Below are 23,070 nucleotides of genomic sequence, written 5' to 3'. Positions count from 1 at the left end.
GTAATTTGGATATAGCAGACCAGAGAGAGAAAGAACCATGACTGAGCGCAAACGTGTTCGTCCGCAACTGAGCGACGAAGCCTCCTCCTACATCCGCGCCCTGATCATGTCCGGCAGCCTCCGTCCCGGCACCCAGGTGCGTCCCGAGGTCCTGGGCGAAGCACTGCAGATCTCCACCACGCCGGTCCGGGAAGCGTTGCAGTCCCTGCGGGTGGAAGGGTTCCTGGAACTCGTTCCCCGCAAAGGTTTCCAGGTGGCGCCGCTGACCGGGAAGGACATCCGTGACATCTTCCGGGTCCAGGCCCTCATCGGCGGTGAACTGGCCGCACGGGCCACCCTGAACGCGTCCGAAAGCGCGCTCGCCGAGCTGGAGGCCCTGCACCACGAATTGATCGCCGCCGCTGCACGACACGACGAGGTGCTCCTCGAGGAAAAGAACCACGCCTTCCACCGTGAGATCAACATGCTGGCCGACTCCCGCAAGATCATCTGGGTGATGGGCCTGGTCACCCGCTACGTGCCACGCCGCTTCTACTCGAACATCCAAGGCTGGCCCCAGGCCACGGTGGATGACCACTCCAAACTGCTGGAGGCCATCCGCTCCAAGGACGCGGCTACGGCGCGGCAGGAAATGGAAGAACACATCATGCACTCCGGCGAGCTGCTCGCCGCCCATTTCGACGAGCGCGTGGCCGCGGCCGAAAGACCCGACGAGGCCCCCGACCAGGCCCCGGGACTCGCCCGGGTGTAGTCCGGATCACAACAACCCTAAGGGAGTCCTAAGAATTCGCCGTTTCTATTTCCCGACGCGGTGACGTGAGACACATTTGAACTAGTTCACGGGCGCAAGACCCGAACACGATGGCAACGGCAGCAGACCGCCGGCGGCATCAGACAAGAACAAGGGAGTTCAAATGAGCACACAACAAGCCTCGGTGCCGGTGGCAAAGCCACGGGTCGTCAGCAATGTGGTCAAGGGATGCCTGGGCAACCTGATCGAATGGTACGACTGGTTCGTCTACGCCTCGTTCAGCATCTACTTCGCCGCCGAATTCTTCCCGGCCGGGAATGCCACCGTACAGCTGCTGTCCACGGCCGCCGTCTTCGCCGTCGGATTCCTGATGCGGCCCCTGGGCGGCTGGCTCCTGGGCATGTACGCCGACCGGCACGGTCGCCGGAACGCCCTGGCCGTTTCCGTGCTGCTGATGAGCGCAGGATCGCTGGCCATCGGCCTCACGCCGTCCTTCGAAACGATCGGCATCATGGCCCCGATCATCCTGGTCGTTGCACGCCTCCTGCAGGGGCTCAGCGTCGGCGGCGAATTCGGGTCCAGCGCAACCTACCTGTCCGAGGTCGCCACACCCGGCAAGCGCGGCTTCTTCTCCAGCTTCCAGTACGTGTCGATCATCATCGGCCAGCTCTCCGCACTCCTCGTGATGATCCTGCTCCAGCGCGTCCTGACCCCCGAGCAGATGGGCGAGTGGGGCTGGCGCGTACCGTTCATCATCGGCGCTGTGGCCGGGCTCGGCGTGATGATCCTCCGCCGCAGCATGGACGAGTCCGAGCACTACAAGATTGAGAAAGCCCGGGAAGCGGCCGGACTCGAAAACGGAACCAAGCCGGTGGGATCCCTGCGGGCACTGCTGCAGTACCCCAAGCAGCTCGCGGCCGTCTTCGCGCTGGCCATCGGCGGCACCGTTTCCTTCTACGTCTACACGACGTACATGCAGAAATACATGGTCAACACCTCCGGCATCGCCAAGGAAGACGCTTCCGTCATCAGCTTCTTCGCCCTGCTGATCTTCATGCTCCTGCAGCCCATCGCCGGCGGCCTTTCCGACCGCATCGGCCGGCGGAAGGTCATGCTTTTCTTCTCCATCGGCGGCACCGTCATCACCGTGCCCGTGCTGACCCTCCTCGCCGAGACCACCAACGTCTTCGCAGCCTTCGGCATGATGATGCTCGGCCTGGTGTTTGTATCCGGCTACACGGCCTGCGCCGCGATCGTCAAGGCGGAGATGTTCCCCACCCGCGTCCGCGCCCTGGGCGTCGGCCTCCCCCACGCCCTGGTCGCTGCAACCTTCGGCGGCACGGCCGAGCCCGTTGCCCTCGCACTGAAGCAGGGCGGCATGGAGTCCGCGTTCTTCTGGTACGTGACGGCCTGCATCGCGCTCACCCTCGTCGCCGCCATCATGGTCAAGGACCCGTCCAAGAACTCAACCCTCGAAGCCGACCTGCAGCCCACCGAGGCCGAAAAGGCACAGGGCGAAGCGGTCCTCGTTAGCTCGGGCCGAAGCGCTTCCTAGCTCCGCCGGGGCAGGCACCTCAAGAACAAACAGAACGTACGACGGCGGGAAGATCCCGCCGTCGTACGTTCTTGCCTGCCCATTGAAGCCGCTGCTTAATGGCGCACCGGCGGATCGAGGGACCACGGCGGTCGAGGCAGACCTTGGGGAAAAATGTTCGATCTGGCGCGCATGCATGGCGGGGCGTAGATTCAATCAATCCAACACGATGGCGAAGTGGCGTTCTTCAAAGGGGAGCCAAGATGGCCGGATGGAATGCGGACAATGCGGCCGGTTCTACTGGACTGGGTGCGGTAACACTGGTGGAGGGATCGTCCTTCTGTATTTCCTTGCAGAACGGGGACATCTTCGCCCACCACCCTCATGGTGTCTTCCATCAGGACACGAGAATCCTCTCCCGCTGGTGCCTCACCGTGAACGGCCAGGAGCTGGAGCCGCTGGGCGCATGGACTCCTTCACCCTTTCGTGCGACGTACATCGGCAGGGCCGTGCGTGCCGACGGCCGCGCCGACAGCCCGCTAACGGTTGTCCGCAGCCGGGAGTTGGGGGCCGGAATCCTGGAGGACATCGCAGTCCACAATTACTCCCAACAGCCGGCCGCCTGCGACATCGTGCTCTCCGTGGATGCGGATTTCGCCGACCTCTTTGAAGTGAAGGATGGGATGGTCCGCGACCGACTCAGCGAGAGCGACGTCGAGGACGGCTTCCTGCTGGACGGCTACCCGCGCACCACGGCGCAGGTTGACTACCTCGACGAGATCCTGGCCAACGGTGACCAGAAGCTCGACGTCGTCCTCCAGCTGACCGCGGACGACGAGGAACTGGTTGCCCGGCTCCTGGGCCGTGCGAAGGAGACCGGCCGCAGCGACGACAACGAGGCCGTCATCCGCCACCGGCTGGACCTCTACCACGAGCAGACCGAGGCAGTTGTGGCCACGTACGCTGCGCGAGGCATCCTGACACAGGTGAACGGCGTCGGCGACATCGACGAGGTCACCAACCATGTCATTCAGGCCGTCAAAGCGCCCTACACTGTCTGAAAAAAGCCCGTCTCCTCGAAGGCTGCTGAAGACAGGAGCCCAGACACGAACAGTTAACGGCTCTCCAGAGGAGTCCGTGGGTCACTGCTCGCCGTGATGCCGGAAGCGCGAGCAGGCCGCCCCCCTCGATGAGGGGGGCGGCCCGCACGTCAGTAGCCTGTCCGGTGAGACGGCGCTCAGTCGAAGCCGTGGCAGTAGACCTTGCGAATGGTCTCGGTGACCTCCCAGCGGCCCGACCAGTCCTTGGGTTGCACGATCACGTCGCCGCCGGAGATCGCGTAGCTGTTGCCGGTGGCGCCGTCGGTGACGGTCGCGCGGCCGCTCACGATGTAGCAAACCTCGGTGTCCTCGCGAGGGGTCACTTCCCAGCCGCCAGGCTGGCACTCCCAGACACCCGTCTTGATGGCGGTGTCGAACTTCAGGATCGACGTCTTGGGGTCACCCGAGTCGTATCCAGGACGGTGGCCGTTGGGCTCGAGCTCCCCGGCGATGGTGGCCGCAGGTACGTAAACGTATGGTCGCATAATCTTCTCCTTCTGTAGTGCTGTCAATTGTTGACAATCGTAACCGACGCCACAGCGAATGTCTAAGGTAATGGCAGATCGTTGACAATCTACGCACCTCGGGAGTATCGTCGACAATCGACAACACTTCGCTAAGCGTCGTCGACAATCGACGAGGCATCACTTCATTGGAGGATCACATGGCATTCGAGTTCGAAACCAAGCCCAAGTTCGTTACGTTCGACATGAACGGAACGCTGATCAAGTTCGCTATTGCCGACGCGACCCGAGAGGTCCTGGGCGACCGGCTGCCTGCCGAGATCGCCGACGCGTACCTGCAGGCCACCAAGGCCTACCGGATCGATGAGTGCATGGGCGAATACAAGCCTTTCCGCCAGATCATTGCCAACTCCATGGAACGCGCCTCACGCAGGCTCGGCATTGAGTACCGTGAAGCCGACGCTCAGGCTGTCTACGAGATCGTCCCCACCTGGGGCCCGTACCCGGGTGTCACCGAGGCACTCAACCGCCTGGCCGAGGAAATCCCGCTGGTCATCATCACCAACAGCGACACCGCGGATGCTGCCCGCCTTTCGGCGAACCTCAAGGCCCCCTTCGATGTTGTCATCAGCGCCGAGGAGATGGGCACGTATAAGCCGCGGCTCGGTGCGTTTGAGTACATGTTCGACAAGCTGGGCGTGACACCGGATGAGATCGTGCACGTCTCCGCGAGCCCGATGTACGACCACCGCTCCGCCGCCACCCTGGGCATCAAGAACAAGGTGTACGTGGACCGCGGCTTCGAACACGACGAGCACTGGCTCGGCTACGAGCGGATCACCGACATCGCCGACCTCCCCGTCCTCTTCGGCCTGCCGCGTCCCGCTGGCTCCTAACAGAGGGCCCGGGTACAGATGAGCGTCACCAAGGCCGGATCGGCTGTGGATCGGCTCCGGGCCCTCGGTCTGGAGCTACCCGTCCTCGCTGATAACCCGTACTACGTGGACCACCGCTCGGTGGACTCCAGCATCCACATCGCAGGCCAACTGCCTTTCAAGGACGGTGTGCTGCTGGGCCAGGGCGTAGTCGGCCGGGATGTCGAGCTGGAGACGGCGCGGGAGCTCGCGCGCCATTGCGCGCTGAACTGCCTCGCCGCCGCTGTGCAGGCGGTGGGAGATCTGGACCGGGTCCGGATCGTGCAGATGCTGGTCTTCGTGGCCAGTACGCCGGACTTCGGCCTGCAGTCGCGGGTCGCCAACGCGGCCAGTGAACTGCTCATCGAAGTGTTGGGTGAGTACGGGCGGCACGCCCGCACCGCGATCGGTGTCGCCGGGCTGCCGCTGAACACTCCGGTAGAGATCCAGATGGTCTGCACGGCCGTTTAGCGACGGGCACCACGGCGGTGGTGTACGACGGCGGTGGTGTGCGGGACCCGCTGAGGCGGGTCCCGCACATTCAGCACTCGAGGAAGCCAGCACCGCCGCCCTCGATCATTCATAGACAGAATCATGAGGAGTACAGCGTGAAGCGCATTCAACGAGCACTCGAGGCTCTCGTCGAGCGAATCGATACCCCCGCCCCCATCGTGTTGGCCGACGTGGTGCAGGGGAACATCGACCGCATGCAGGCCTTCGCCGCCCAGCACAACCTCGACGTCAGGCCACACGTCAAGACCCACAAGTGTGTCGAAATCGGCCGGCGCCAGATCAAGGCCGGCGCGGTCGGAATCACCGCAGGCAACGTCGGTGAGGCCGAAGTCTTCGCCGCGGCCGGATTCGACGACATCTTCATCGCCTACCCGATCTGGCCCGCCGGAACGAAAGGGCCGCGGATCCGCAAACTCGCCGACACCATCCGGCTGCGGGTCGGCGTCGATAACGTCGCGGCGATCAATGCCCTCGCCGACGCGATGGGCCCAGAACCGGACCGGCTGCAGGTCGTGATTGAGGTCGACTGCGGTGCCCGCCGTTCAGGGGCTCCTGCCGAGGCCGCGGGCGACCTCGCTCTGGCCGCCCGCAAGCGCGGTCTGGTGCCGGTGGGTGTCTTCACCTACCCGGGCCATGGCAGCGCCGGTCCGGACGCCCGCAAGCGTGCCGCGGATGACCAGGACGCCGCGCTCACCACCGCGGTGCGCAGCCTCACCGCAGTCGGTATCACCCCGGAGGTGGTCAGCGCCGGCTCCACACCCACCGTGGAGTTCGCCACCAACAGCGTCATCACCGAGATCCGGCCCGGCGAGTACGTGTTCAACGACCTGAACAACACCCGGCTCGGCGCCTGCACCGAGGATCAGATAGCGCTGTTCGTCGCCGGCACGGTGGTCAGCGACTGGGTCCCCGACCAGGTCATCCTCGATATCGGCACCAAAGCCCTCGGCCGCGAAGGCAGCCCCGAGGTCGGCTACGGCAGCATTGCCGGCACCACGGCCGTCCTGTCCAAACTCAACGAGTACCACGGATTCCTCCCCCTGCCGGCCGGGTTCCGACCCGGCGTCGGGACCGTGCTTCCGGTGGTGCCCAACCACGTCTGCCCGGTGGTGGTCAATTTCGAGGAGTACATTGTCACCGACAGCACGGGCACGATGCTGGAATGGTGGCCGGTCGACGCCCGCGGATTCCTCAACTGACCGATGCGGACCGATCACGCGGGACGGGACTTCCGTTCCCCCAGCCTGCAACCCAGCAAACTTACCCACGATGGAGTGACTGACATGAGACTTGATAAGACCACGGCCCTGGTCACCGGAGCCAACAGCGGAATCGGGCAGGCAGTATGTTCCCACTTCCGCAACGAAGGTGCCCGACTGCTGCTTACCGGCCGCAGGGAGCAACTCGCCAGCGCACAGCCCGACGATCTGTACGTCCCGGGAGACCTCAATGACGAGGCGTTCGTCGAAAGCCTGGCCCGCCAGGCGGCCGAGTCCTTCGGCACCGTAGACGTCGTCGTCCTCAACCACGGCCTGCAGGTCAGCGGCCCGCTGACCGAAATGGCCTACGAGGATGCGAAGAACGTGCTGCACAGCAACCTGCTCAGCTCCTTCCTGGTGATGAAGCACTTTGCGCCGCTGATGCCCGCTACGGGTGGCTCGTTCGTCCTCGTCAGCTCGCGGCTGGGCATGGTCGGCAAGCCCGATGAGGTCCTGTATTCGGCGGCTAAAGGCGGCCTGATCATGCTGGCCAAGGGCGCGGCGATCGAATGGGCGTCGCGAAACATCCGGGTCAACGTCGTCGCGCCAGGGCTGACCGTCACCCCGGTCATTGAAGCATCGTTCCAGCGCAGGGACGACGCCGAGGCCTACCGCGCCCAGCGTGAGGGCCAGATCCCGCTCCAGCGCCTGGCTACCCCCGAAGAGATCGCCGACGCCATCCTTTTCATGGCGTCCCCGGAATCGTCCTACATCACCGGCGCGGTCCTGCCCGTCGACGGCGGATACACCGCCGCCTGAACACCTCAACGCTTCACAGACAACGAAGGACAACCATGACAGCCCTTGCGGCAACACCCCGAAACGGAGAGCTCGGCTTCTGGATGGCCGGACTCGCGGACAAGAGGCCCGCCTACCCCCGCTTCACCGGTCAGGACACTGTAGACCTGGCAATTATCGGTGGCGGCTACACAGGCCTGTGGGCCGCGTACTTCGCCAAGAAACTCGAACCCTCACTCAAGGTCGCGGTTTTTGAAGCAGAACAGATCGGCTACGGCGCCTCCGGACGAAACGGTGGCTGGCTCTCAGCAATGCCCCCAGGAAACCGGGCCACCTTCGCCCGCGCCTCCGGCAGAGGGCTGGACGCCAGTATTGCGTTGCAGCAGGAGTTTGTCGCCGGCGTCGATTCCGTCCTGGACATCCTTCAGGCCGAGGGCATTAACGCGGATCAGAACAAGGGCGGCGCGCTCGTCGCTGCCCACACTAAGGCGGGGCTGGGCCGGCTCGTGACCCGGCGTGACACGGACTGGAAGTACGGGCTGACCGAAGACGATGTCCATTTGCTCGACCGGAACGAGTTCCAGAGCCAGATCAACATCTCCACCGTCCATGGCGGGCTCTTCTACAAGCACTGCGCCCGGATGCATCCGGCGAAACTCGTCTACGGCCTCGCCGACACCCTGACCTCCATGGGGGTGAGCATCTACGAAGGCAGCCGGGTAGGCAGCATCGACGGCAAAATCCTCACCCTGGACAACGGGCGGGTGACCGCGGCCAAAACGTTCATCTGTACCGAGGGATATTCCGGACAACTGCTTGGCAGCAGGGCCCTGATACCGATCAATTCCTCAATGATCGTGACCAAGCCGCTATCGGAGGAGGCGTGGCAGCAGATTGGCTGGACCGGGCCGCAGTGCCTTAACGACTCCGCACACACTTTCATCTATTCGCAGCGGACAGCGGACGGCCGCATCGCCATTGGCGGCCGGGGAGTGCCCTACCGCTACGGCTCCGGCACAGGGGGCGCCGGTTCAACAGCCCAGTCCACCGTTGACCTGATCTCTACAAAGCTTCGCTCCTTCTTCCCTGGTTTCCCATTCGAGGTGGACCACGCCTGGTCCGGAGTTCTCGGCGTCACCCGTGACTGGAACGGCGGCGTGCACTGGGACCAGGCGTCCGGAATCGGATCTTCCACCGGATACGCCGGACATGGCGTCACGGCGGCCTACGTAGGCGGCAGGACTCTCGCGGAGCTGGCCTTCGAGAAGGAAACAGAACGGACGACACTCCCCTGGGTCGGGTACCGCTCACGGAAGTGGGAACCCGAACCCATCCGCTGGCTCGGTGTCCACGGCATGTACCGGCTCTTCGGACTGGCTGACCAATGGGAAGAACGCAGGGACTCCACCAAGACCTCACTCCTGGCCAAATTCGGCAGCAGACTCGCCGGACTCCACGAATAGTCCATCAACCAATAACTTTCCCCCCGAACCCCCTTGAAGGGAAGCACCATGAAAACCATAAATAAGATCCAGACGACAGCCGCGGGGCTTGTGATGGAGCGCAGTGACGCCAATCCCAAGGAAGCCAGGACCCAGGCGCTCCCGGAAAAGGTGCTGTAAGCCATGGACGGAAGACTGGCTGTCATAGGCCTGGGCAGCATCGGAAGCATGGCGTTGTGGCAGGCATCGCACCTGACCGACTCCGTGACCGGATTCGAGGCGCAGTCACCTGCTCACGGCAGAAGCGCCGTGGGCGGCGACACCCGCCTGTTCCGCATGATCTACCTCGGCAACCCCGACCTCTACCCCATCCTGGAACGCTCGCGCGATCTCTGGGCTGAACTGGAAGCAGAAACCGGACAGGACATCTTCACACGCTGCGGCGGCCTGTCCATCGGCACCGCCGACGGCCCCTACATCCGCAGCCTCCTGGAAACCGCCCGAACCAACGAGGCTGCCCACGAAATCCTCAGCCGCGAAGAGATGGCGGAACGCTACCCGCAGCACAGCCTCCGCCCGGATGACTGCGCCATCTACGACCCGAACGCCGGGGTCCTGCGCACCGACCGGGCCGTCACTGCCGCCGTCGCCGCAGCCCAGGCCATCGGCGCAACCGTCCATACAAACACCCCGATTGACAGCATCACCGAAACCGAAGATGGCGTGGTCATCACCTCCGGAGACACCTCCTGGACCTTCGAGAACGTCATCGTCTCCTCCGGGGGCTGGTCCAGGCGGCTTATGCCTGACTATCTAAAGGCGCACACGGAAACACGCAGAGTTTTCCTTTCGTGGTTCGTTGCCCGCGACGCAGCCCAGTTCACGCCGGAAAAGTTCCCTACGTTCAACCGGATGTACGAGGGCCGCTCCATGTATGGGGCACCTACCGTCGATGGGGTCACAGTCAAAGCCACCTTGGACGGCCGGGGCACCGTAACACCGGACCCCGACGGTTTCCGCAGGGAACTTTCAACAGCCGAAATTGCCGAGACTTTCGAAACGGTCTCGGAATTCATCCCCGGTCTCATCCCGACGATCGTCCGATCGGATGCCTTCCCGGACCTCTACACCACGGACCGGAACCCTCTACTGGGTTGGCTCAGCGAGTCAAGCAAGATCTATTGCGCCACAGGCTTCTCCGGGGGCGGATTCAAGAATGCCACCGGGTACGGCCACATTGCCGCGTACGAAGCGCTCGGCAAACAGTCCCTCGAAGGCCTGGAATTCGTACGCCCGGACAGGTTTAAGACGAGCTAGACCAATCCGTCAGACAGCACCGCAACAGCAATCTAGACAACCCGTAGTATGCCAAAACGTGAGATGAGTGGATGTCAATGGCGGCACCAGAAGGATTACTTGCACTGGAGGCAAGACCCACGGCGCAGGTGATCGCGGACCACTTGCGGGAACAAATCGTCCAGGGGTCCATCCGCCCCGGGCAACAGATCAACGAATCCCTCCTGGCGAACCAGCTCAACACATCCAGAGGTCCTCTCCGGGAAGCACTGCAGCGTTTGTGCCAGGAAGGGATCCTGATCAGTCGGCGCAACTACGGAGTGTTCGTCAAGGAGGTCGAAACGCATGACCTTAGGGAGATCTACACAATTCGTGAGTCCATCGAATCCGCCGCCGCCAACAGGCTGTTGGACAGCAGCCCGAAGCAGATCAAAGACACCTGCAAAGTGCTGAAGGAAATTGTGGGCGAAATGGCGAAGCAAGTGGCTGGTTCCGACTGGCAGACCATGGCAGGGCTGGACATGCAGTTCCATTCAGCCCTTGTTGCCGGCATGGGAAATTCCCGTTTCATCCGTATCTACTAGACACTCGCCGCTGAATCAAGAATGTGCCTCTTCGACTTGGAAGTCTTCTACCCAAGGATGGACGTTCTGGTACAGGAACACCAAAACATCCTGGATCTCCTGAAGGCAGGCGACAGGGATGGCCTCCTCAGGGCCATCAAGCGGCATACGCAAGAAGCCGTTGAGGACCTCACCGCAACTCACCAAGAAAAACCATCAACGTCTGAAGACTTCTCCTGGCCGCAGGCCCACGATGGACACCCTGTATAATCGACAATCGACAAGGAGGCGGCACATGGACCGCAAGTTCGAGTGGCATGAACAGCGGACGACGACGCCCGACGGCGTCTACCGCGTGCTGCGTACCGCCATCCTGGACGGAACTGTGCCGCCCGGCGAACAGTTGCGCGAGACGCACATTGCTGCCGATCTCGGGATCAGCCGGTCCCCGCTACGTGAGGCACTGACCAAGCTTGAGGAGGAGGGGCTGGTCGTGAAGATCCCCTTCCGGGGATCGTTCGTTGTGGAGGTAAGTGCTCGGGAGGTCGCCGAGATCGCATCAATCCGTTTGCTTGTCGAGCCTTACGCTGCCGAGCTCTCGGCCGCAACGTTGCGCGGTCCTGAGCGGCTTCGGTTGAAGCAAACCATCGAGGAACTTTACCGGGCCACGGACACCAACGATATCCCGGCCAGCATTGATGCTCACCTTCGCTTCCACAGGCTCTTCTACGAATATTCCGGGAACGCCGCCCTGCACGCTCTTTGGAACGGTTGGGAGAACAAGCTGCGTCTCTACTTCTCGGTCGACCATCGGACTTACAGCGACCTCCATGAAATCGCCGTTGAGCACGAGAGATTGGCTGCACTCGCTTTGGAAGGTGACATCGAGGGCTTCCGTCATGAGACGGTCCGTCAGTTCCAAAATGCGCTCCGCGCCGAAAGTTAAACCAAACGTCGGTGTTCATCCGGTGAGCATTAGAGACCGAACGGGCGCCGCCGGTTTCTGGGGTGCCTAGACCCCATTCTGACCAAATTCCAAGCAACTCCAAACCATGGCCGCGCTTCCCGTGACAGGGGCGCGGCAGCTCTGTGTTCTGCCCTCTTACAGGCCTTGCCGAGGAGCGGTTCTGACCCAATCCCTGACTTGCGAGCCTGACTTTGCGCTTCTCGCGTCGTAGTCAGAGTTACCTAGAGTGTCGCCAAGTCTTAGGAAAAAATGTATAGCTGTTATACAGTTTTGAGGTGACAATCAATGAAGTTGTGACAGTTGCCGACGCCGTCCGTATCCGGCTTGAACGCAGCCTCCTGGCCGGAGACTACTCAGCGGGAGCACGGGTTAAGGACAGCCACGTGGCCCAGAAGTTGGGCGTGGCGAGGCCGACTGCCCGCGTTGCGGTGCAAAGCCTCATCGCCGAAGGCTTCCTGGAACGTGAAACCGGGCAAAGTGCAAGGGTCCGTCGTTTCTCCGTCCAGGACGTCGCGGACATATTTCGCGTACGCCGACTCATCGAATTTGAGGCGGTCCGTTCGGTCCGCCAAGGCGCCAATACGGAGCCCATCCGGGAATCCCTGGCGAGGTTTTCAGAGGTCAGGGATGATCAGGATTGGGAAACTGCGGCACAGGCTGACATGGGCTTTCATGCGGCCGTCGTGGAAGCTGCCGGCTCGCAGCGGCTGAGTAGGCTCTTTCAGACGATTTCTACAGAGATCCGCCTCCTGATGGCCCTCCTTCGCCCCCGGTACCTCCATGTATCCACGCTTCACGACGAACACACTGAGCTCCTGAGTGCGCTGATCGCCGGCAACCCGGACAAGGCATTGAAGCTTTGGGCGGCCCATTTGGACGACGCCGAAGCGTTCCTCAGCACGAGAACCCAGGAAGAAGTCTCCCGGGAGCACTAGTACGGCAACACAACTCGAAACCGTTCCATGAAACTCCAAGTGGAAAGCGACCATGCATTCAAAGTTCACCGCCCCGGAACGTGCAGCGATCCTGGCAAAGCTTCAGGCCGCGGGTGTGCCCGTGGAGGGCTCGGCTCACCGGCTGGCCGCATACTCCTATGACGCGTCCAACTACCGGATCCCGCCTGTCGGGGTCGTGTTTCCGCGCAGTGTCGACGACGTCCTCGCCGTCATGGCGGCATGCCGGGAAACCGGAACTCCGCTGATCAGCCGGGGCGGAGGGACGTCCATGGCCGGAAACGCCATCGGCCCCGGAATCGTTCTGGACTTCTCGCGGCACATGAACCGGATCATAACCGTCGATGAGGCGACAGGAACGGCAGACGTCGAAGCCGGCGTCGTGCTTGCCCAGCTCACCCGCGAAACAGAACACGCAACCGGCGGGAGCCTCACTTTCGCCCCCGACCCGTCCTCAAAAAACCGTGCCACCATCGGTGGCGCCATCGGCAACGACGCGTGCGGCAACCACTCGGTACGTTATGGACGGACTTCCGATCACGTCCACGAGATCGAGGTCGTCACCTCCGACGGCGCCCTGCTCACCGCATCAGACAACGGCGTCCGGGCCACCGACCCGTCCGACGCCTACTCCGTATCCCGCGCGTCCCAGTTGGGCGAAGACCTCAAGAAGCTCGCCCAGGACAACCTGTCTGCTTTCCGCCTTGAACTTGGCCGCATCCAGCGCCAAGTTTCCGGCTACCACCTTGCCAATCTCCTGCCGGAGAACGGCCTTAACGTTGCCAGGGCACTGGTCGGCACCGAAGGAACCTGCGCCGTCGTCGTCCGCGCCCGCATGAAACTGGTCCCCAAGGCGCCCAGCGCACTGCTGGTCTGCCTCGGCTATGCCGATGTGGTCGACGCTGCAAAGGACATCGAAACCATCCTCGACTTCTCACCGGCGGCAGTCGAAGGCATCGATGAGGCCATCGTTGACACCATGCGGCTGCGCCGCGGAGACGACTCCGTCCTCGGGCTTCCCCAAGGCAAGGCGTTCCTCTACGTGGACCTCGACGGCGACGACCCGGACGAAGTGGCCCGCCAGGCCGCCCTGCTGCTGGAACGGCTCGCCGCGAACGGCCGCCTGGTCGATGGATGTGCAGTTCCGGACTCTGCTGAACGCGCTACATTGTGGCGGGTGAGGGAAGACGGCGCCGGCCTGTCATCCAGGCCCGCCAGCGGCGGAGAATCCCACGCCGGTTGGGAGGACTCCGCCGTTGCCCCGCAGAACCTCGCAGCCTACCTGGCCGACTTCCGGACACTCCTGGACGAGTATGAGCTGACCGGGATCATGTACGGGCACTTCGGGGCAGGATGCATGCACATCCGCATCACCTACGACCTGCGCAGCGAAGAAGGCCGCAGCGTGTTCCGCAAGTTCACGCAGGCCGCCGCCGAACTTGTTGTCCGCCACGGAGGCTCCTTGTCCGGAGAACACGGCGACGGCCGTGCCCGCTCGGCACTGCTTCCGCACATGTACTCCCCCGACATGCTCGCCGCGTTCGAGGAATACAGCAGGATGTGGGATGAGGCAGGGATCCTGAATCCGGGATCGATCACCGATCCGGATCCGATTGACGCCAACCTGGCCCTCGAGGGCGTCCCCGAACGTGAGTGGAGAACGCACTTCGAGCTCCGGCCCGTCGAGGCCGCCGCGGCCGGAGCCGACCCCTGGGTGCATGCCGTCCAGGCTTGCATCGGCGTCGGCAGGTGCCGTTCGGACTCCGGCGGGGTGATGTGCCCGAGCTTCCGGGCCACAGGGGACGAGAAGGACTCGACGCGTGGACGGTCCAGGGTGCTCCAGGACATGGTCCGGGGTGCCCGGACCATCGACGAAGGCTGGAAGTCAGAAGATGTCCGCGAGGCATTGGACCTGTGCCTGGCCTGCAAGGCCTGTTCCAACGACTGTCCTGCAGGCGTGGACATGGCCAGCTACAAATCGGAGTTCTTCTCGCACTACTACGAGGGGAAGCTCCGGCCGATGTCGCACTTCTCGCTCGGGTGGCTGCCCAGGTGGTTGAAGCTAACGTCCCGCATTAGCCCGCTGGTCAATGGCGTCCTGGCAAGCCCGCTTGGCAAGGTCGTGGCCGCCGCGGGCGGCCTCACCACCAAGAGGAAGATGCCGAAGTTCGCTTCCCGGAAGATGCTCCGCGACGCCCTCGCCCCGTACAGCGCCCCCGCCAAGACAGCCGACGCCGTGCTGTTCGTTGACTCGTTCACCAAGGGTTTCAGGCCCGAAGTGGCCGGGGCAGCAGCCCGGGTCATGGAAAGCACGGGTAGGCAGGTCGGCTGCGAATCGGATGCCTGCTGCGGCCTGACCTGGATCTCTACGGGTCAACTCGACACCGCGAAGAAGCTCATGAGCAAGGCCGTAGCGAAGCTCGATGACGGCACCGATGCACCGATCGTCGTCATCGAACCAAGCTGCGCCGCCGCATTGAAGAAGGACGCGCCGGAACTGCTCGGCACCGAGGCCGCCGAACGCGTATCCCACAGGATCCGCAGCTTCGCCGAAGCCGTGAAGGAATGGGTCGACGCAGGTTGGACGCCACCGGCCGTACCGCCGGACGTGACTGTGCAGACCCATTGCCACGAGTACTCAACCTTTGGGGCGACAGTACAGCGGAAGGCATTGGCGGCCCTGGGAGTAGCCAATGTCGCCGAGGCAACAGGTTGCTGCGGCGTAGCGGGAAACTTCGGCTTCGAAGCCAACCACTACGACATCTCCATGAAGGTGGCACAGCAGGCACTGGCTCCTGCCCTTGAAGGCACTGCGGCAGACACACCGGTTCTTGCCGACGGCTTCAGCTGTGCGATGCAGGTCAAGCAATTGGAACCGGAGCGCAAGAGCCTCCACCTTGCCGAACTCCTTGATCCCCGGAACACCGTCCTTTAGAGCAAGCCATAAACGAAAGAGAGAACCGATGAGCCTCACAGCCAACGTAGCTACGCCGCTGATTACGGCAGACGCCGACAGCCTCCGGCACGCGGATGCAGTCATCCAATCCATCAAACTGCCCAGCCAAGGTATCGCAGTCCAGGACCCTGCCACGGCCGAGACCATAGCCCACGTCCCTGACGCTGATGTCGAGGCTGCGCTGGAAGCTGTTGGGAAGGCCGACGCGGCTGGAGCTGACTGGTCAAATAGCACCCTTCGTCAGCGCGCCGACGTGCTGCACGCCTGGTACGACAAGCTCGTTGCCCACACCGAAGATCTTGCACACCTGATCTCACGCGAAATGGGCAAACCCCTCGCAGAGGCCCGCGGCGAGGTTAAGTACGGCACCGACTTCGTCCGCTGGTACGCCGAAGAGGCCGTGCGCCCCGCAGGGAACTTCCGGGAAACGCCCGACGGAGGCGCGAGCCTCCTCACCCGCCGCTCCCCCGTGGGCTTGGCGGTACTGATTACGCCATGGAACTTCCCGCTGGCCATGGCCACCCGAAAAATCGCACCGGCGCTGGCAGCAGGCTGCCCCGTCGTCATCAAGCCTGCGACCCTTACTCCCCTGACGACGTACTTTGCGGTCCAGCTCGCCGTTGAGGCAGGGGTGCCTGAAGAACTGATCCAGGTCATCACCACCTCAAAGTCAGGGGCGTTCAGCGAAGCCGTCCTGCTTGACCCAAGGGTCCGGAAGGTGTCCTTCACCGGGTCAACGCCGGTGGGCCGTCAGCTCCTGAAGCTTGCCTCCCGGAATGTGCTCCGCAGTTCGATGGAGCTCGGCGGTAACGCACCGCTCATCGTCTTCAATGACGCTGATCTTCAGCGGGCGGTGGATGGAACGTTTGCCGCGAAGCTGCGCAATGGCGGACAGTCCTGCATTGGAGCCAACCGCATCTACGTCCAGGACGGGATAGCCGATGACTTCGTCTCCGCACTCACCGAACGCTTCGCCCAAGTCGCCGTCGGAAGCGGCCTCGGACAGCAGACCGGACTCGGTGCACTGATCGACGATCGTGCAGTCGCTCAAATGCAGGCGTACACCGAGAATGCCGTGAGCCTGGGCGCCACACTGCTGACCGGCGGCCACGGATACGACTCTGCAGGCAACTTCTTCGCCCCGACCGTCCTTGACCACGTCACCGAAGATTCCGACGTGGCCAAGTCTGAGATTTTCGGCCCCATCGCGGCGATTCAGCGGTTCAGCTCAGAAGCCGAGGCAATCAACCGGGCCAACGCGACAGAATTTGGCCTCGCCGGCTATGTATTCACCGAGAACCTCGACCGCGCCCTTAATGTCGCCGACCGTCTCCAGACGGGAATCGTGGGCATCAACCAAGGCGTACCGTCCAACGCTGCCGCCCCCTTCGGAGGCATCAAGCAGTCAGGCCTCGGACGCGAAGGAAGCGCCGAAGGGCTCGAAGAATACGAAAACATCCGCTTCTACAACGTGGCGCGACGCGCCACTGCCTAGTATCGGGTACTGAAAAGTCCGACGCCGGCGCCCACCGAACCGGCCGCCTCACCACAGGTGCCGCAGCAGCGGAAATCCGGTGCCGCCGTCGTGAGCGTCCAAAACACTGACCAAGCATTGATGTACCAGAAGGTTGTGGCCCGGGATCCCAAGGGATCCCCGGGCCACAACCTTCAATGGTTCGGATTACCTCCGCGGCCAGAACAGCACCAGGGCGCCGGCTGCGATAGAGCTCGTCAATGCCTGGGTGCGGCTGCTGTGGCTGCACGGACGATGTACCGTCTATCCGGAGCCAATGATGGCGAGGACAGGGGCCCCGGCCACCGAGGCAATCCACAGAAAGGCACAAAATGCGACAGAGCAGTCGTATATCCATGTGGACGTCCCTTTAGCGGAGACGTCATCATTCTTTGTCGGCAGGGCCATGTCGAGGATGACTACGACCTGGTGATTTCCGGCAATGCCTACGCCTACTAGGAAGACTATGGGAATACGTCGGTCCGAAACCCTTTGCGGAACATCGGGCGAGGGAGCGGCGCAATGCTAAGTCTGATCTTGCTCATCACAGCAGGGCTCCTGACCAACTCGAGAGCAGTCCCGCACCTGCCGTCGTCAGCAACACGTGAATGCCGCCGGACTCCACCGACCGACAGGCCTAGTCTGTCTCGGGCCCCGAGCAGAACTCACAGTCGTCTTCACAGGTGAACCATACAGTGTCATTTTTCATTTGTTGGCCGCCCTTCTCGTGCTGTCCCCCGGGTTGCTTTTATGGCCTTTTGGAGTTTGGCGGCCGTCTCGTGGTCACCCAGGCCGCGACTGGTCCTGAAGCCATACGGGAAAGATAGCACAGATCGTAGATTGTGAACAATCTACATTTGGTGGCTATCCGGAGTCTGTTTCCTTGTCCCCCGCGGCGGGTGCAATGGTTGTGGGCGCGGACGAGGAATGGGGTGCCGGAGTGGTGCTGTGAACCTGCCATTGAGGACGAAATCGGCTGCTTGGCCGACGGCGCAACCCTGATCGGGACGATGAGTCCTGGCCTGCGGCCGGACCTTGTGGAGGCGCTGGCGGAGCGGCCGATTACGGCGCTGGGGCTGGCGTCGCCGGCGGTATCAGCGGTTTAAGTTGTGGATATTTTCATCGATATAGCGGGTGACCCATTCTTGAAGCTGTGCGGTGTTCCAGCTGGGTGTGGTGACAAGGAGTACTTCGCGGTCTTCACGGAAAGCAGTGGTGATCCCGTCCTCCTTCGCGAGGGTTTTGACCAGCCGGTCCACTTCCCGGGAGTACTCGTGGGCGATGTCCTCCCGCAAGGACACCTCAAGCTCACGCCCGCGGAGCGCGTCTTCGCCCAGGTCCTCGACCTCGATAAGAGGTTCGTCCTCGGCGACTGTCTCCTCATCGGTACCGTTCAGTCGTTTGATGACCGCCGCGGCTATGCGAGCCAGCTTGTCGTCATCTGAGGGAAGCCGCCCGCTGGCCTGTCCTCGGGCAAGGCCTGGCACGAGGTCAGCCAGTGGAACCTCCTCGCTTTTGTGGACGAGCATTGGGCGGTTCTGCCACATGTACGACTTGATGCGGTTGTATCCGACCCGCCACCGGGCTTTGGGGGCTCCTTGCTCCACGACCCGGCACAGGTAGGAATTAACGCCATCGATGATGGCAATCGACTCTGGCGACAGCGTCGGCTCTGTGCCGATGCCGTAGCGGAGCCATGTGGGGCTGGTCGAGGCGTCAGGCTCAGGGGTTCCAGTCGTCAGCTCCGTCAGCACCGATTTCACCCAGCGCCAGAGGGGCGTGAGGCTTTCTACTGTCCCGTCGAGGTTGACGGTATCGTCAGCGTGTTCGGCTAGATATCGGGTTAGATTCTCCAGCGCGTGCGGTCGCTCTTCGAGGAACTCCTGTAGCGCCGCGGCGGCCTCTTGCTTCTTCATCTTTGCGTAGGTCCTCATGGCAAATGAATAACATAGTTGATGCCGTGTTCCGGCGAGCCGCAGTGTGGCGTGGTCGCTAAGGCCGGCGAGGGCTTTCTGCGACTGCCCGGCCCAGTGTGCTCACTTGCCGATCATCGAAGCCGGAGGCTTGGGGAACGCCTTTGTCGGGTAGAGTCCGGCAACCTTGTTCATATATGTCGACCACTGCGGTCCGGCGAGCATGTAGCCGTCGATGCGGTCGTAGCGCTTTCCGTTGATGGTGAGGTTCCTGCCGGGCCGCTTCTGGCCCTCCATCGTGTCCCCGAAGAAGGACGCCGTGGCCAGCCCGGTCGTGTAGCCCACCACCCAGGTGGCGCCGTTGCTGTTGTTCGTGCCCGTCTTGGCCGCAATGGGCATCCCGCTCTTGATCTTGGGCTTGATGTGGACGCCCGAGCCCTTCTTCATCACGTCCTGAAGCACCGAATTGACGCCACGGGCCACTTCCCGGTCCACGGTGGCCTTGCAGCTTGGCGTCTGGGCTGGAAGGGTCCGCTTTGCGATATCGTTCACCCGCAGAATGGCAAACGGCTCACAGTAGCGGCCGTCAGCGGCGAAGGTGGCGAAGGCATTGGCCATGTGTAGCGGGGCCACAGCCGTCCCTCCGAGGATATTGCCCAGCTGGTGCATGTTGGTCCGGGAGCCGTCGAGCCCGCTGTGGATACCCACTGCATCGACCATTTTCTGGATTCCGCAGAAGTCCAGCTGGGCAGCTTCGGCAAAGGTTGCGGTGTTGATGGAGTTGTACAGCCCATAGTCGGCGGGCATGCTCCGGTAGAACTCGCCCGAGTTGTTCTGCAGATCCTCAGAGGCTTCGAGTCCCGCCCTGCGCTGGGTGCTGCTGTAGGCGCCGAGGATCTTCCCGCAGGAGGAGCGCCAGTTAAATCCGAGCGGGTACTCCCGCCGGGACGCGTCCACGACCTGCGTGATCTTGTTTCCCTCATGAAGCCACTGCGCGAAGGTGAACGGTTTCATGGTGGAACCCGGCTGGAAGCCGCCGACGCCGTTGAGGTCGTTGCCATTGGCGTCCTTGGAATCCACGTTGAAGTTCAGCTGCGTGTCGAACTTCCCCTTCTGGGGCAGGAACACCGTATTCTGCGCCATCGCGAGGATCTTGCCGGTACCGGGCTGGATCGTGACCAGTGACGCGCCCCATTTGGTTGGATTCGCCCCGGCCGTCGCGTTCACCTGCGCCTGGGCCGCGGCCTGCAAACGGCTGTCGAGGGTGGTGGTGATGGTCAGCCCGCCGCGGCGCAGCTTCTGCTCGCGCGCTTCAATGGCTGCCCCGTAGGCGGGGTTGTTCAGGATCAACTGAGCGACGTAGCCGCAGAAATAGGGAGCCATCACGGCCGCGGCGCAACCCTGGTTGGAGGGCCGGATTTTCAATCCCACGTCAGCGACCACGGCGTCGTCGTGCTCTTTTTGCGTGATCTTGCCCTGTTCGAGCATGGCGCCCAGGACCTGATTACGGCGCTGGATGGCGTTCTCCGGACTCGTGACCGGGTCATAGGCGCTGGGGCTGTTGACGAGCCCGGCGAGGAGTGCGGCCTGGGGCAGGTTGAGCTTGCTCGCGGGAATGCTGTAGTAGTACTGGGCAGCCGCTTCGATGCCATAAGCGTTGCGATTGAAGAAGACGATGTTGAGATAGCCTTCCAGGATCCTTTCCTTGGTGAATTTCTTTTCAAGCTCGATCGCGAGCCGCATTTCACGCAGCTTGTCCCCGATGTTCTTTTGCCCACTGAGGATCACCTGCTCTTCACGTCCGGCGGAGATCCTTGCTTCGTTGGCCACATTGGTCACGTACTGCTGGGTGATGGTGGACGCTCCCTGCCGCTCCCCTTCGGTGATGTTGGTGGTCAGTGCCCGGAGAAGGCCCAGGGGATCAATCCCGCCGTGTCCATAGAAACGGCTGTCCTCGATCGCCACGACTGCATCCTTGATATACGGAGACATCTCTCGGAGCGGGATCTGCACACGGTTTTCAGCGAAGAAGGTCGCGATCGTCTTTCCGTCCGCAGTCAGCATCTTCGTGGTCTGTGCCGGCGGCTCGACCGCCAGTTCGCTCGGAAGGCTGTTGAAATAAGTGAGCGACCTGGTGACGGTGGTGCCCGCGAGGGCGAGCTGCGGAACAAGGTAGGCTGCCACAAGGACGCCACAGATGCTACTGAGGACGACGAACCCGAACATCCTCAACAGGAGCCTGCGCATTGGCGATGACAGGCGCGTTCTTGCCATGATTCCAGCTCACATCCCGTCCCGGGTGACACAAGAATACGCGCCCGGCCACCTCCAATCCAGACATCTGCAGGCGAACCGAAACACTCTTTCAATTCCGGCCAGCCGCGGGCAGCAGGCGCCCCCTGCGGCGGCGGACAGAGCTTCGGCTATGAGGGCTTTGGCCGGGCGCGTACGTGCATCCGCTCGCCCTGCTGTCCAAACAGGCTAATGAACTCGACGGGTTTTCCATCGGCGCTGGCGAACCAGTGTGGTGTATGGGTGTCGAATTCCGCGGCTTCGCCTGGGCGGAGTTCAAAGTCTTTGTCGCCCAGCACCAGGCGCAGTCGTCCGTTGAGGATGTAAAGCCATTCGTAGCCTTCATGAACGCGCGGGTCGGGCTCTGCCCCGCGGGCATCACCGGCGAGCACCATCTTAAACGCCTGCAATCCGCCTGGGCGGCGCGTGAGAGGAACAGCCGTCATGCCGCCATGGGTTATGGGCCGCAGATGGATTCTTGGGTCCCCGGTGGGCGGCGCCCCCACCAGATCATCGAGGGGAACACCGTACAACCTCGCGAGAGGCAGCAGGATTTCTAGGTTTGGCCTGCGTTGGCCGGATTCCAGGCGGGACAGGGTGCTAACTGACACTCCGGATGCGGAAGACACTTCTCCGAGGGTGAGGTCCCGTTCCGTGCGGAGTGCCCGAAGCCGGGGGCCGACCGCCCCGAGAACGTCATTAAGCTCATTTGCCATAACCCACAGTTTGCCATAACAGCAATATAAATTGCCAATAGTGCTGCCGGCGCTGGAAGGTGTTTTAACCGCCTAGGCCTGCTGGCGGAATCTTTCAGGACGCGAGCAAGGACGAATGAGTATGGACCCCTCACGGTATGACGTTGTAATTGTTGGCGGCGGCGCGGCGGGACTCAGCGCGGCCACAACGCTGGGCCGGGCGCTGCGCTCGGTGCTGGTCATCGATTCCGGAACTCCCCGTAACGCACCTGCGGCAGGTATACACGGTTATCTTTCAAGGGACGGCGTGAGCCCCGGGGAACTCCTGTCCATCGGACGCAGCGAAGTGCTCTCGTACCGAGGGATGGTCATTGACGGGGAAGCCGTTTCGGCACGGCGAACCCCCGATGGATTCGAGGTGATCCTCGGCGATGCCCGCCGGTTTTCCGGCAGACGCCTCCTCGTCACCACCGGTTTGACTGACGGGCTGCCGCCCATCGACGGGCTGCGGGAGCAATGGGGAAAGGGCGTTGTGCACTGCCCCTACTGCCATGGCTGGGAAATCCGTGGGAAGCGGATTGGAGTGCTCGGGACCGGCCCGCTGTCGGTCCATCAGGCACTGTTGTTCAGGCAGTGGTCCCGGGATATCACCCTCTTCCTCAATGACACCGTGGAACCCATCGACGAGGAGTGGGACAAGCTCGCCGCCCGATCCGTAACGGTCGTCGACGGCGCCGTGGCCTCCGTTAACGCTGTAGATGATGTCCTCACGGGGCTCACGCTCCGCCAAGGCTCCTCGTTTGACCTACAGGCCCTGGCTGTCGGAACACGGATGGAGGCCAGGTCCACGCTTCTGGAATCACTCGGGCTGAGTACCCAGGTGCACCCATCGGGGGCCGGACGGTTTATCGAGACCGATGCTATGGGCGGTGCGACGGCCGTCCAAGGTGTGTACGCAGCGGGCAATGTCTCCAACCTAATGGCCCAGGTGATCACCGCGGCGGCCGAGGGTGTCATGACCGGCGCCAGGATCAACGCCGATCTAATTGAAGAGGAAACGCGGTGGGCCGTTGAGGGGCGCTCCGGCCCCTTCTCGGCTGCCTCGGAAGCAACCGTCTCTAGGTCCATCCAGGGTCTCCGACGCCATGGCCTTGATGATGGGCAGACAGCCACCGAGATGGCCCCTGCGGCCACAGGAGAAAGGTAA

Annotated in this window: 18 protein-coding genes and 1 pseudogene; 15 read left to right on the top strand and 4 right to left on the bottom strand. The window is 62.8% G+C overall.

All coding sequences use genetic code 11. From position 1 onward, the window contains the following. Positions 1-37: 37 nt before the first annotated feature. The 3 genes from JYA52_RS06240 to JYA52_RS06230 all read left to right on the top strand — a co-directional run bounded on the left by JYA52_RS06240 (position 38) and on the right by JYA52_RS06230 (position 3,346). Positions 38-751 (top strand): GntR family transcriptional regulator, encoded by a 714-nt coding sequence (locus JYA52_RS06240; RefSeq protein ID WP_205652334.1) that lies wholly within the window; start codon positions 38-40, stop codon positions 749-751. Positions 752-914: 163 nt separating this feature from the next. After that, the gene (locus JYA52_RS06235; protein ID WP_205652333.1) at positions 915-2,306 is read left to right on the top strand and encodes an MFS transporter; all 1,392 of its coding nucleotides are present in this window, start codon (positions 915-917) and stop codon (positions 2,304-2,306) included. 98 nt (positions 2,307-2,404) lie between these two features. After that, positions 2,405-3,346 carry a nucleoside monophosphate kinase gene (locus tag JYA52_RS06230; protein WP_307869322.1) on the top strand — a complete coding sequence of 314 codons (942 nt, stop codon included), beginning with the start codon at positions 2,405-2,407 and terminating at the stop codon, positions 3,344-3,346. A gap of 176 nt (positions 3,347-3,522) precedes the next feature. Here the strand turns inward: JYA52_RS06230 and JYA52_RS06225 are convergent, their stop codons facing one another. Continuing rightward, positions 3,523-3,870: a cupin domain-containing protein gene (locus JYA52_RS06225; RefSeq protein ID WP_205652331.1), complete on the bottom strand. Its 348-nt coding sequence runs from the start codon at positions 3,868-3,870 to the stop codon at positions 3,523-3,525. Between the two features lie 179 nt (positions 3,871-4,049). On the opposite strand from JYA52_RS06225, the gene JYA52_RS06220 reads away from it, so the two are divergent. The 11 genes and pseudogenes from JYA52_RS06220 (at position 4,050) to JYA52_RS06170 (ending at position 16,945) form a co-directional block, all read left to right on the top strand. After that, positions 4,050-4,745 carry a haloacid dehalogenase type II gene (locus JYA52_RS06220; RefSeq protein WP_205652330.1) on the top strand — a complete coding sequence of 232 codons (696 nt, stop codon included), beginning with the start codon at positions 4,050-4,052 and terminating at the stop codon, positions 4,743-4,745. A gap of 18 nt (positions 4,746-4,763) precedes the next feature. Beyond that, positions 4,764-5,234 carry a RidA family protein gene (locus JYA52_RS06215; RefSeq protein ID WP_205652329.1) on the top strand — a complete coding sequence of 157 codons (471 nt, stop codon included), beginning with the start codon at positions 4,764-4,766 and terminating at the stop codon, positions 5,232-5,234. Between the two features lie 137 nt (positions 5,235-5,371). Further along, the gene (locus JYA52_RS06210) at positions 5,372-6,475 is read left to right on the top strand and encodes an alanine racemase (RefSeq protein WP_205652328.1); all 1,104 of its coding nucleotides are present in this window, start codon (positions 5,372-5,374) and stop codon (positions 6,473-6,475) included. An 84-nt stretch (positions 6,476-6,559) separates the two neighbouring features. After that, positions 6,560-7,294: an SDR family NAD(P)-dependent oxidoreductase gene (locus JYA52_RS06205; protein WP_205652327.1), complete on the top strand. Its 735-nt coding sequence runs from the start codon at positions 6,560-6,562 to the stop codon at positions 7,292-7,294. A gap of 35 nt (positions 7,295-7,329) precedes the next feature. Beyond that, positions 7,330-8,736: an NAD(P)/FAD-dependent oxidoreductase gene (locus tag JYA52_RS06200; protein WP_205652326.1), complete on the top strand. Its 1,407-nt coding sequence runs from the start codon at positions 7,330-7,332 to the stop codon at positions 8,734-8,736. 162 nt (positions 8,737-8,898) lie between these two features. Next, on the top strand, positions 8,899-10,032 hold the full coding sequence (locus JYA52_RS06195) for an FAD-dependent oxidoreductase (RefSeq protein WP_205652325.1): 1,134 nt from the start codon (positions 8,899-8,901) through the stop codon (positions 10,030-10,032). A 71-nt stretch (positions 10,033-10,103) separates the two neighbouring features. Continuing rightward, a pseudogene (locus JYA52_RS06190) lies at positions 10,104-10,844 on the top strand (GntR family transcriptional regulator). A gap of 25 nt (positions 10,845-10,869) precedes the next feature. After that, positions 10,870-11,520: a GntR family transcriptional regulator gene (locus JYA52_RS06185; RefSeq protein ID WP_205652324.1), complete on the top strand. Its 651-nt coding sequence runs from the start codon at positions 10,870-10,872 to the stop codon at positions 11,518-11,520. 296 nt (positions 11,521-11,816) lie between these two features. Next, positions 11,817-12,476, top strand: coding sequence for a GntR family transcriptional regulator (locus JYA52_RS06180; RefSeq protein WP_205652323.1), 660 nt, complete (start codon positions 11,817-11,819; stop codon positions 12,474-12,476). A 52-nt stretch (positions 12,477-12,528) separates the two neighbouring features. Beyond that, entirely contained in the window at positions 12,529-15,429 is a 2,901-nt protein-coding gene (locus JYA52_RS06175; RefSeq protein WP_205652322.1) for an FAD-binding and (Fe-S)-binding domain-containing protein, read from the top strand. Between the two features lie 28 nt (positions 15,430-15,457). After that, entirely contained in the window at positions 15,458-16,945 is a 1,488-nt protein-coding gene (locus JYA52_RS06170) for an NAD-dependent succinate-semialdehyde dehydrogenase (RefSeq protein ID WP_205652321.1), read from the top strand. A gap of 1,112 nt (positions 16,946-18,057) precedes the next feature. Here JYA52_RS06170 and JYA52_RS06165 read toward each other — a convergent pair. The 3 genes from JYA52_RS06165 to JYA52_RS06155 all read right to left on the bottom strand — a co-directional run bounded on the left by JYA52_RS06165 (position 18,058) and on the right by JYA52_RS06155 (position 21,884). Then, complete coding sequence (locus JYA52_RS06165; protein ID WP_205652320.1) at positions 18,058-18,897, bottom strand: hypothetical protein; 840 nt, start codon at positions 18,895-18,897, stop codon at positions 18,058-18,060. 102 nt (positions 18,898-18,999) lie between these two features. Next, positions 19,000-21,150, bottom strand: a complete 2,151-nt coding sequence (locus JYA52_RS06160; protein WP_205652319.1) for a transglycosylase domain-containing protein — start codon at positions 21,148-21,150, stop codon at positions 19,000-19,002. A gap of 149 nt (positions 21,151-21,299) precedes the next feature. Continuing rightward, complete coding sequence (locus JYA52_RS06155) at positions 21,300-21,884, bottom strand: helix-turn-helix domain-containing protein (RefSeq protein WP_205652318.1); 585 nt, start codon at positions 21,882-21,884, stop codon at positions 21,300-21,302. A 121-nt stretch (positions 21,885-22,005) separates the two neighbouring features. Between JYA52_RS06155 and JYA52_RS06150 the strand changes: the two genes are divergently transcribed. After that, positions 22,006-23,070 carry an NAD(P)/FAD-dependent oxidoreductase gene (locus tag JYA52_RS06150; protein WP_205652366.1) on the top strand — a complete coding sequence of 355 codons (1,065 nt, stop codon included), beginning with the start codon at positions 22,006-22,008 and terminating at the stop codon, positions 23,068-23,070.

Origin of the sequence: Arthrobacter pascens (genome assembly GCF_017052465.1) — a bacterium.
Classification (GTDB): Bacteria; Actinomycetota; Actinomycetes; order Actinomycetales; family Micrococcaceae; genus Arthrobacter; species Arthrobacter pascens.
This window is presented reverse-complemented; position numbering and strand designations above follow the sequence as displayed.

Bases quoted from the DNA above. Each gene is read 5' to 3' on its own strand.
- JYA52_RS06240 (WP_205652334.1), top strand. From the start codon at position 38: ATGACTGAGCGCAAACGTGTTCGTCCGCAACTGAGCGACGAAGCCTCC.
- JYA52_RS06235 (WP_205652333.1), top strand. From the start codon at position 915: ATGAGCACACAACAAGCCTCGGTGCCGGTGGCAAAGCCACGGGTCGTC.
- JYA52_RS06230 (WP_307869322.1), top strand. From the start codon at position 2,405: ATGGCGCACCGGCGGATCGAGGGACCACGGCGGTCGAGGCAGACCTTG.
- JYA52_RS06225 (WP_205652331.1), bottom strand. From the start codon at position 3,870: ATGCGACCATACGTTTACGTACCTGCGGCCACCATCGCCGGGGAGCTC.
- JYA52_RS06220 (WP_205652330.1), top strand. From the start codon at position 4,050: ATGGCATTCGAGTTCGAAACCAAGCCCAAGTTCGTTACGTTCGACATG.
- JYA52_RS06215 (WP_205652329.1), top strand. From the start codon at position 4,764: ATGAGCGTCACCAAGGCCGGATCGGCTGTGGATCGGCTCCGGGCCCTC.
- JYA52_RS06205 (WP_205652327.1), top strand. From the start codon at position 6,560: ATGAGACTTGATAAGACCACGGCCCTGGTCACCGGAGCCAACAGCGGA.
- JYA52_RS06200 (WP_205652326.1), top strand. From the start codon at position 7,330: ATGACAGCCCTTGCGGCAACACCCCGAAACGGAGAGCTCGGCTTCTGG.
- JYA52_RS06195 (WP_205652325.1), top strand. From the start codon at position 8,899: ATGGACGGAAGACTGGCTGTCATAGGCCTGGGCAGCATCGGAAGCATG.
- JYA52_RS06185 (WP_205652324.1), top strand. From the start codon at position 10,870: ATGGACCGCAAGTTCGAGTGGCATGAACAGCGGACGACGACGCCCGAC.
- JYA52_RS06175 (WP_205652322.1), top strand. From the start codon at position 12,529: ATGCATTCAAAGTTCACCGCCCCGGAACGTGCAGCGATCCTGGCAAAG.
- JYA52_RS06170 (WP_205652321.1), top strand. From the start codon at position 15,458: ATGAGCCTCACAGCCAACGTAGCTACGCCGCTGATTACGGCAGACGCC.
- JYA52_RS06165 (WP_205652320.1), bottom strand. From the start codon at position 18,897: ATGAGGACCTACGCAAAGATGAAGAAGCAAGAGGCCGCCGCGGCGCTA.
- JYA52_RS06160 (WP_205652319.1), bottom strand. From the start codon at position 21,150: ATGGCAAGAACGCGCCTGTCATCGCCAATGCGCAGGCTCCTGTTGAGG.
- JYA52_RS06155 (WP_205652318.1), bottom strand. From the start codon at position 21,884: ATGGCAAATGAGCTTAATGACGTTCTCGGGGCGGTCGGCCCCCGGCTT.
- JYA52_RS06150 (WP_205652366.1), top strand. From the start codon at position 22,006: ATGGACCCCTCACGGTATGACGTTGTAATTGTTGGCGGCGGCGCGGCG.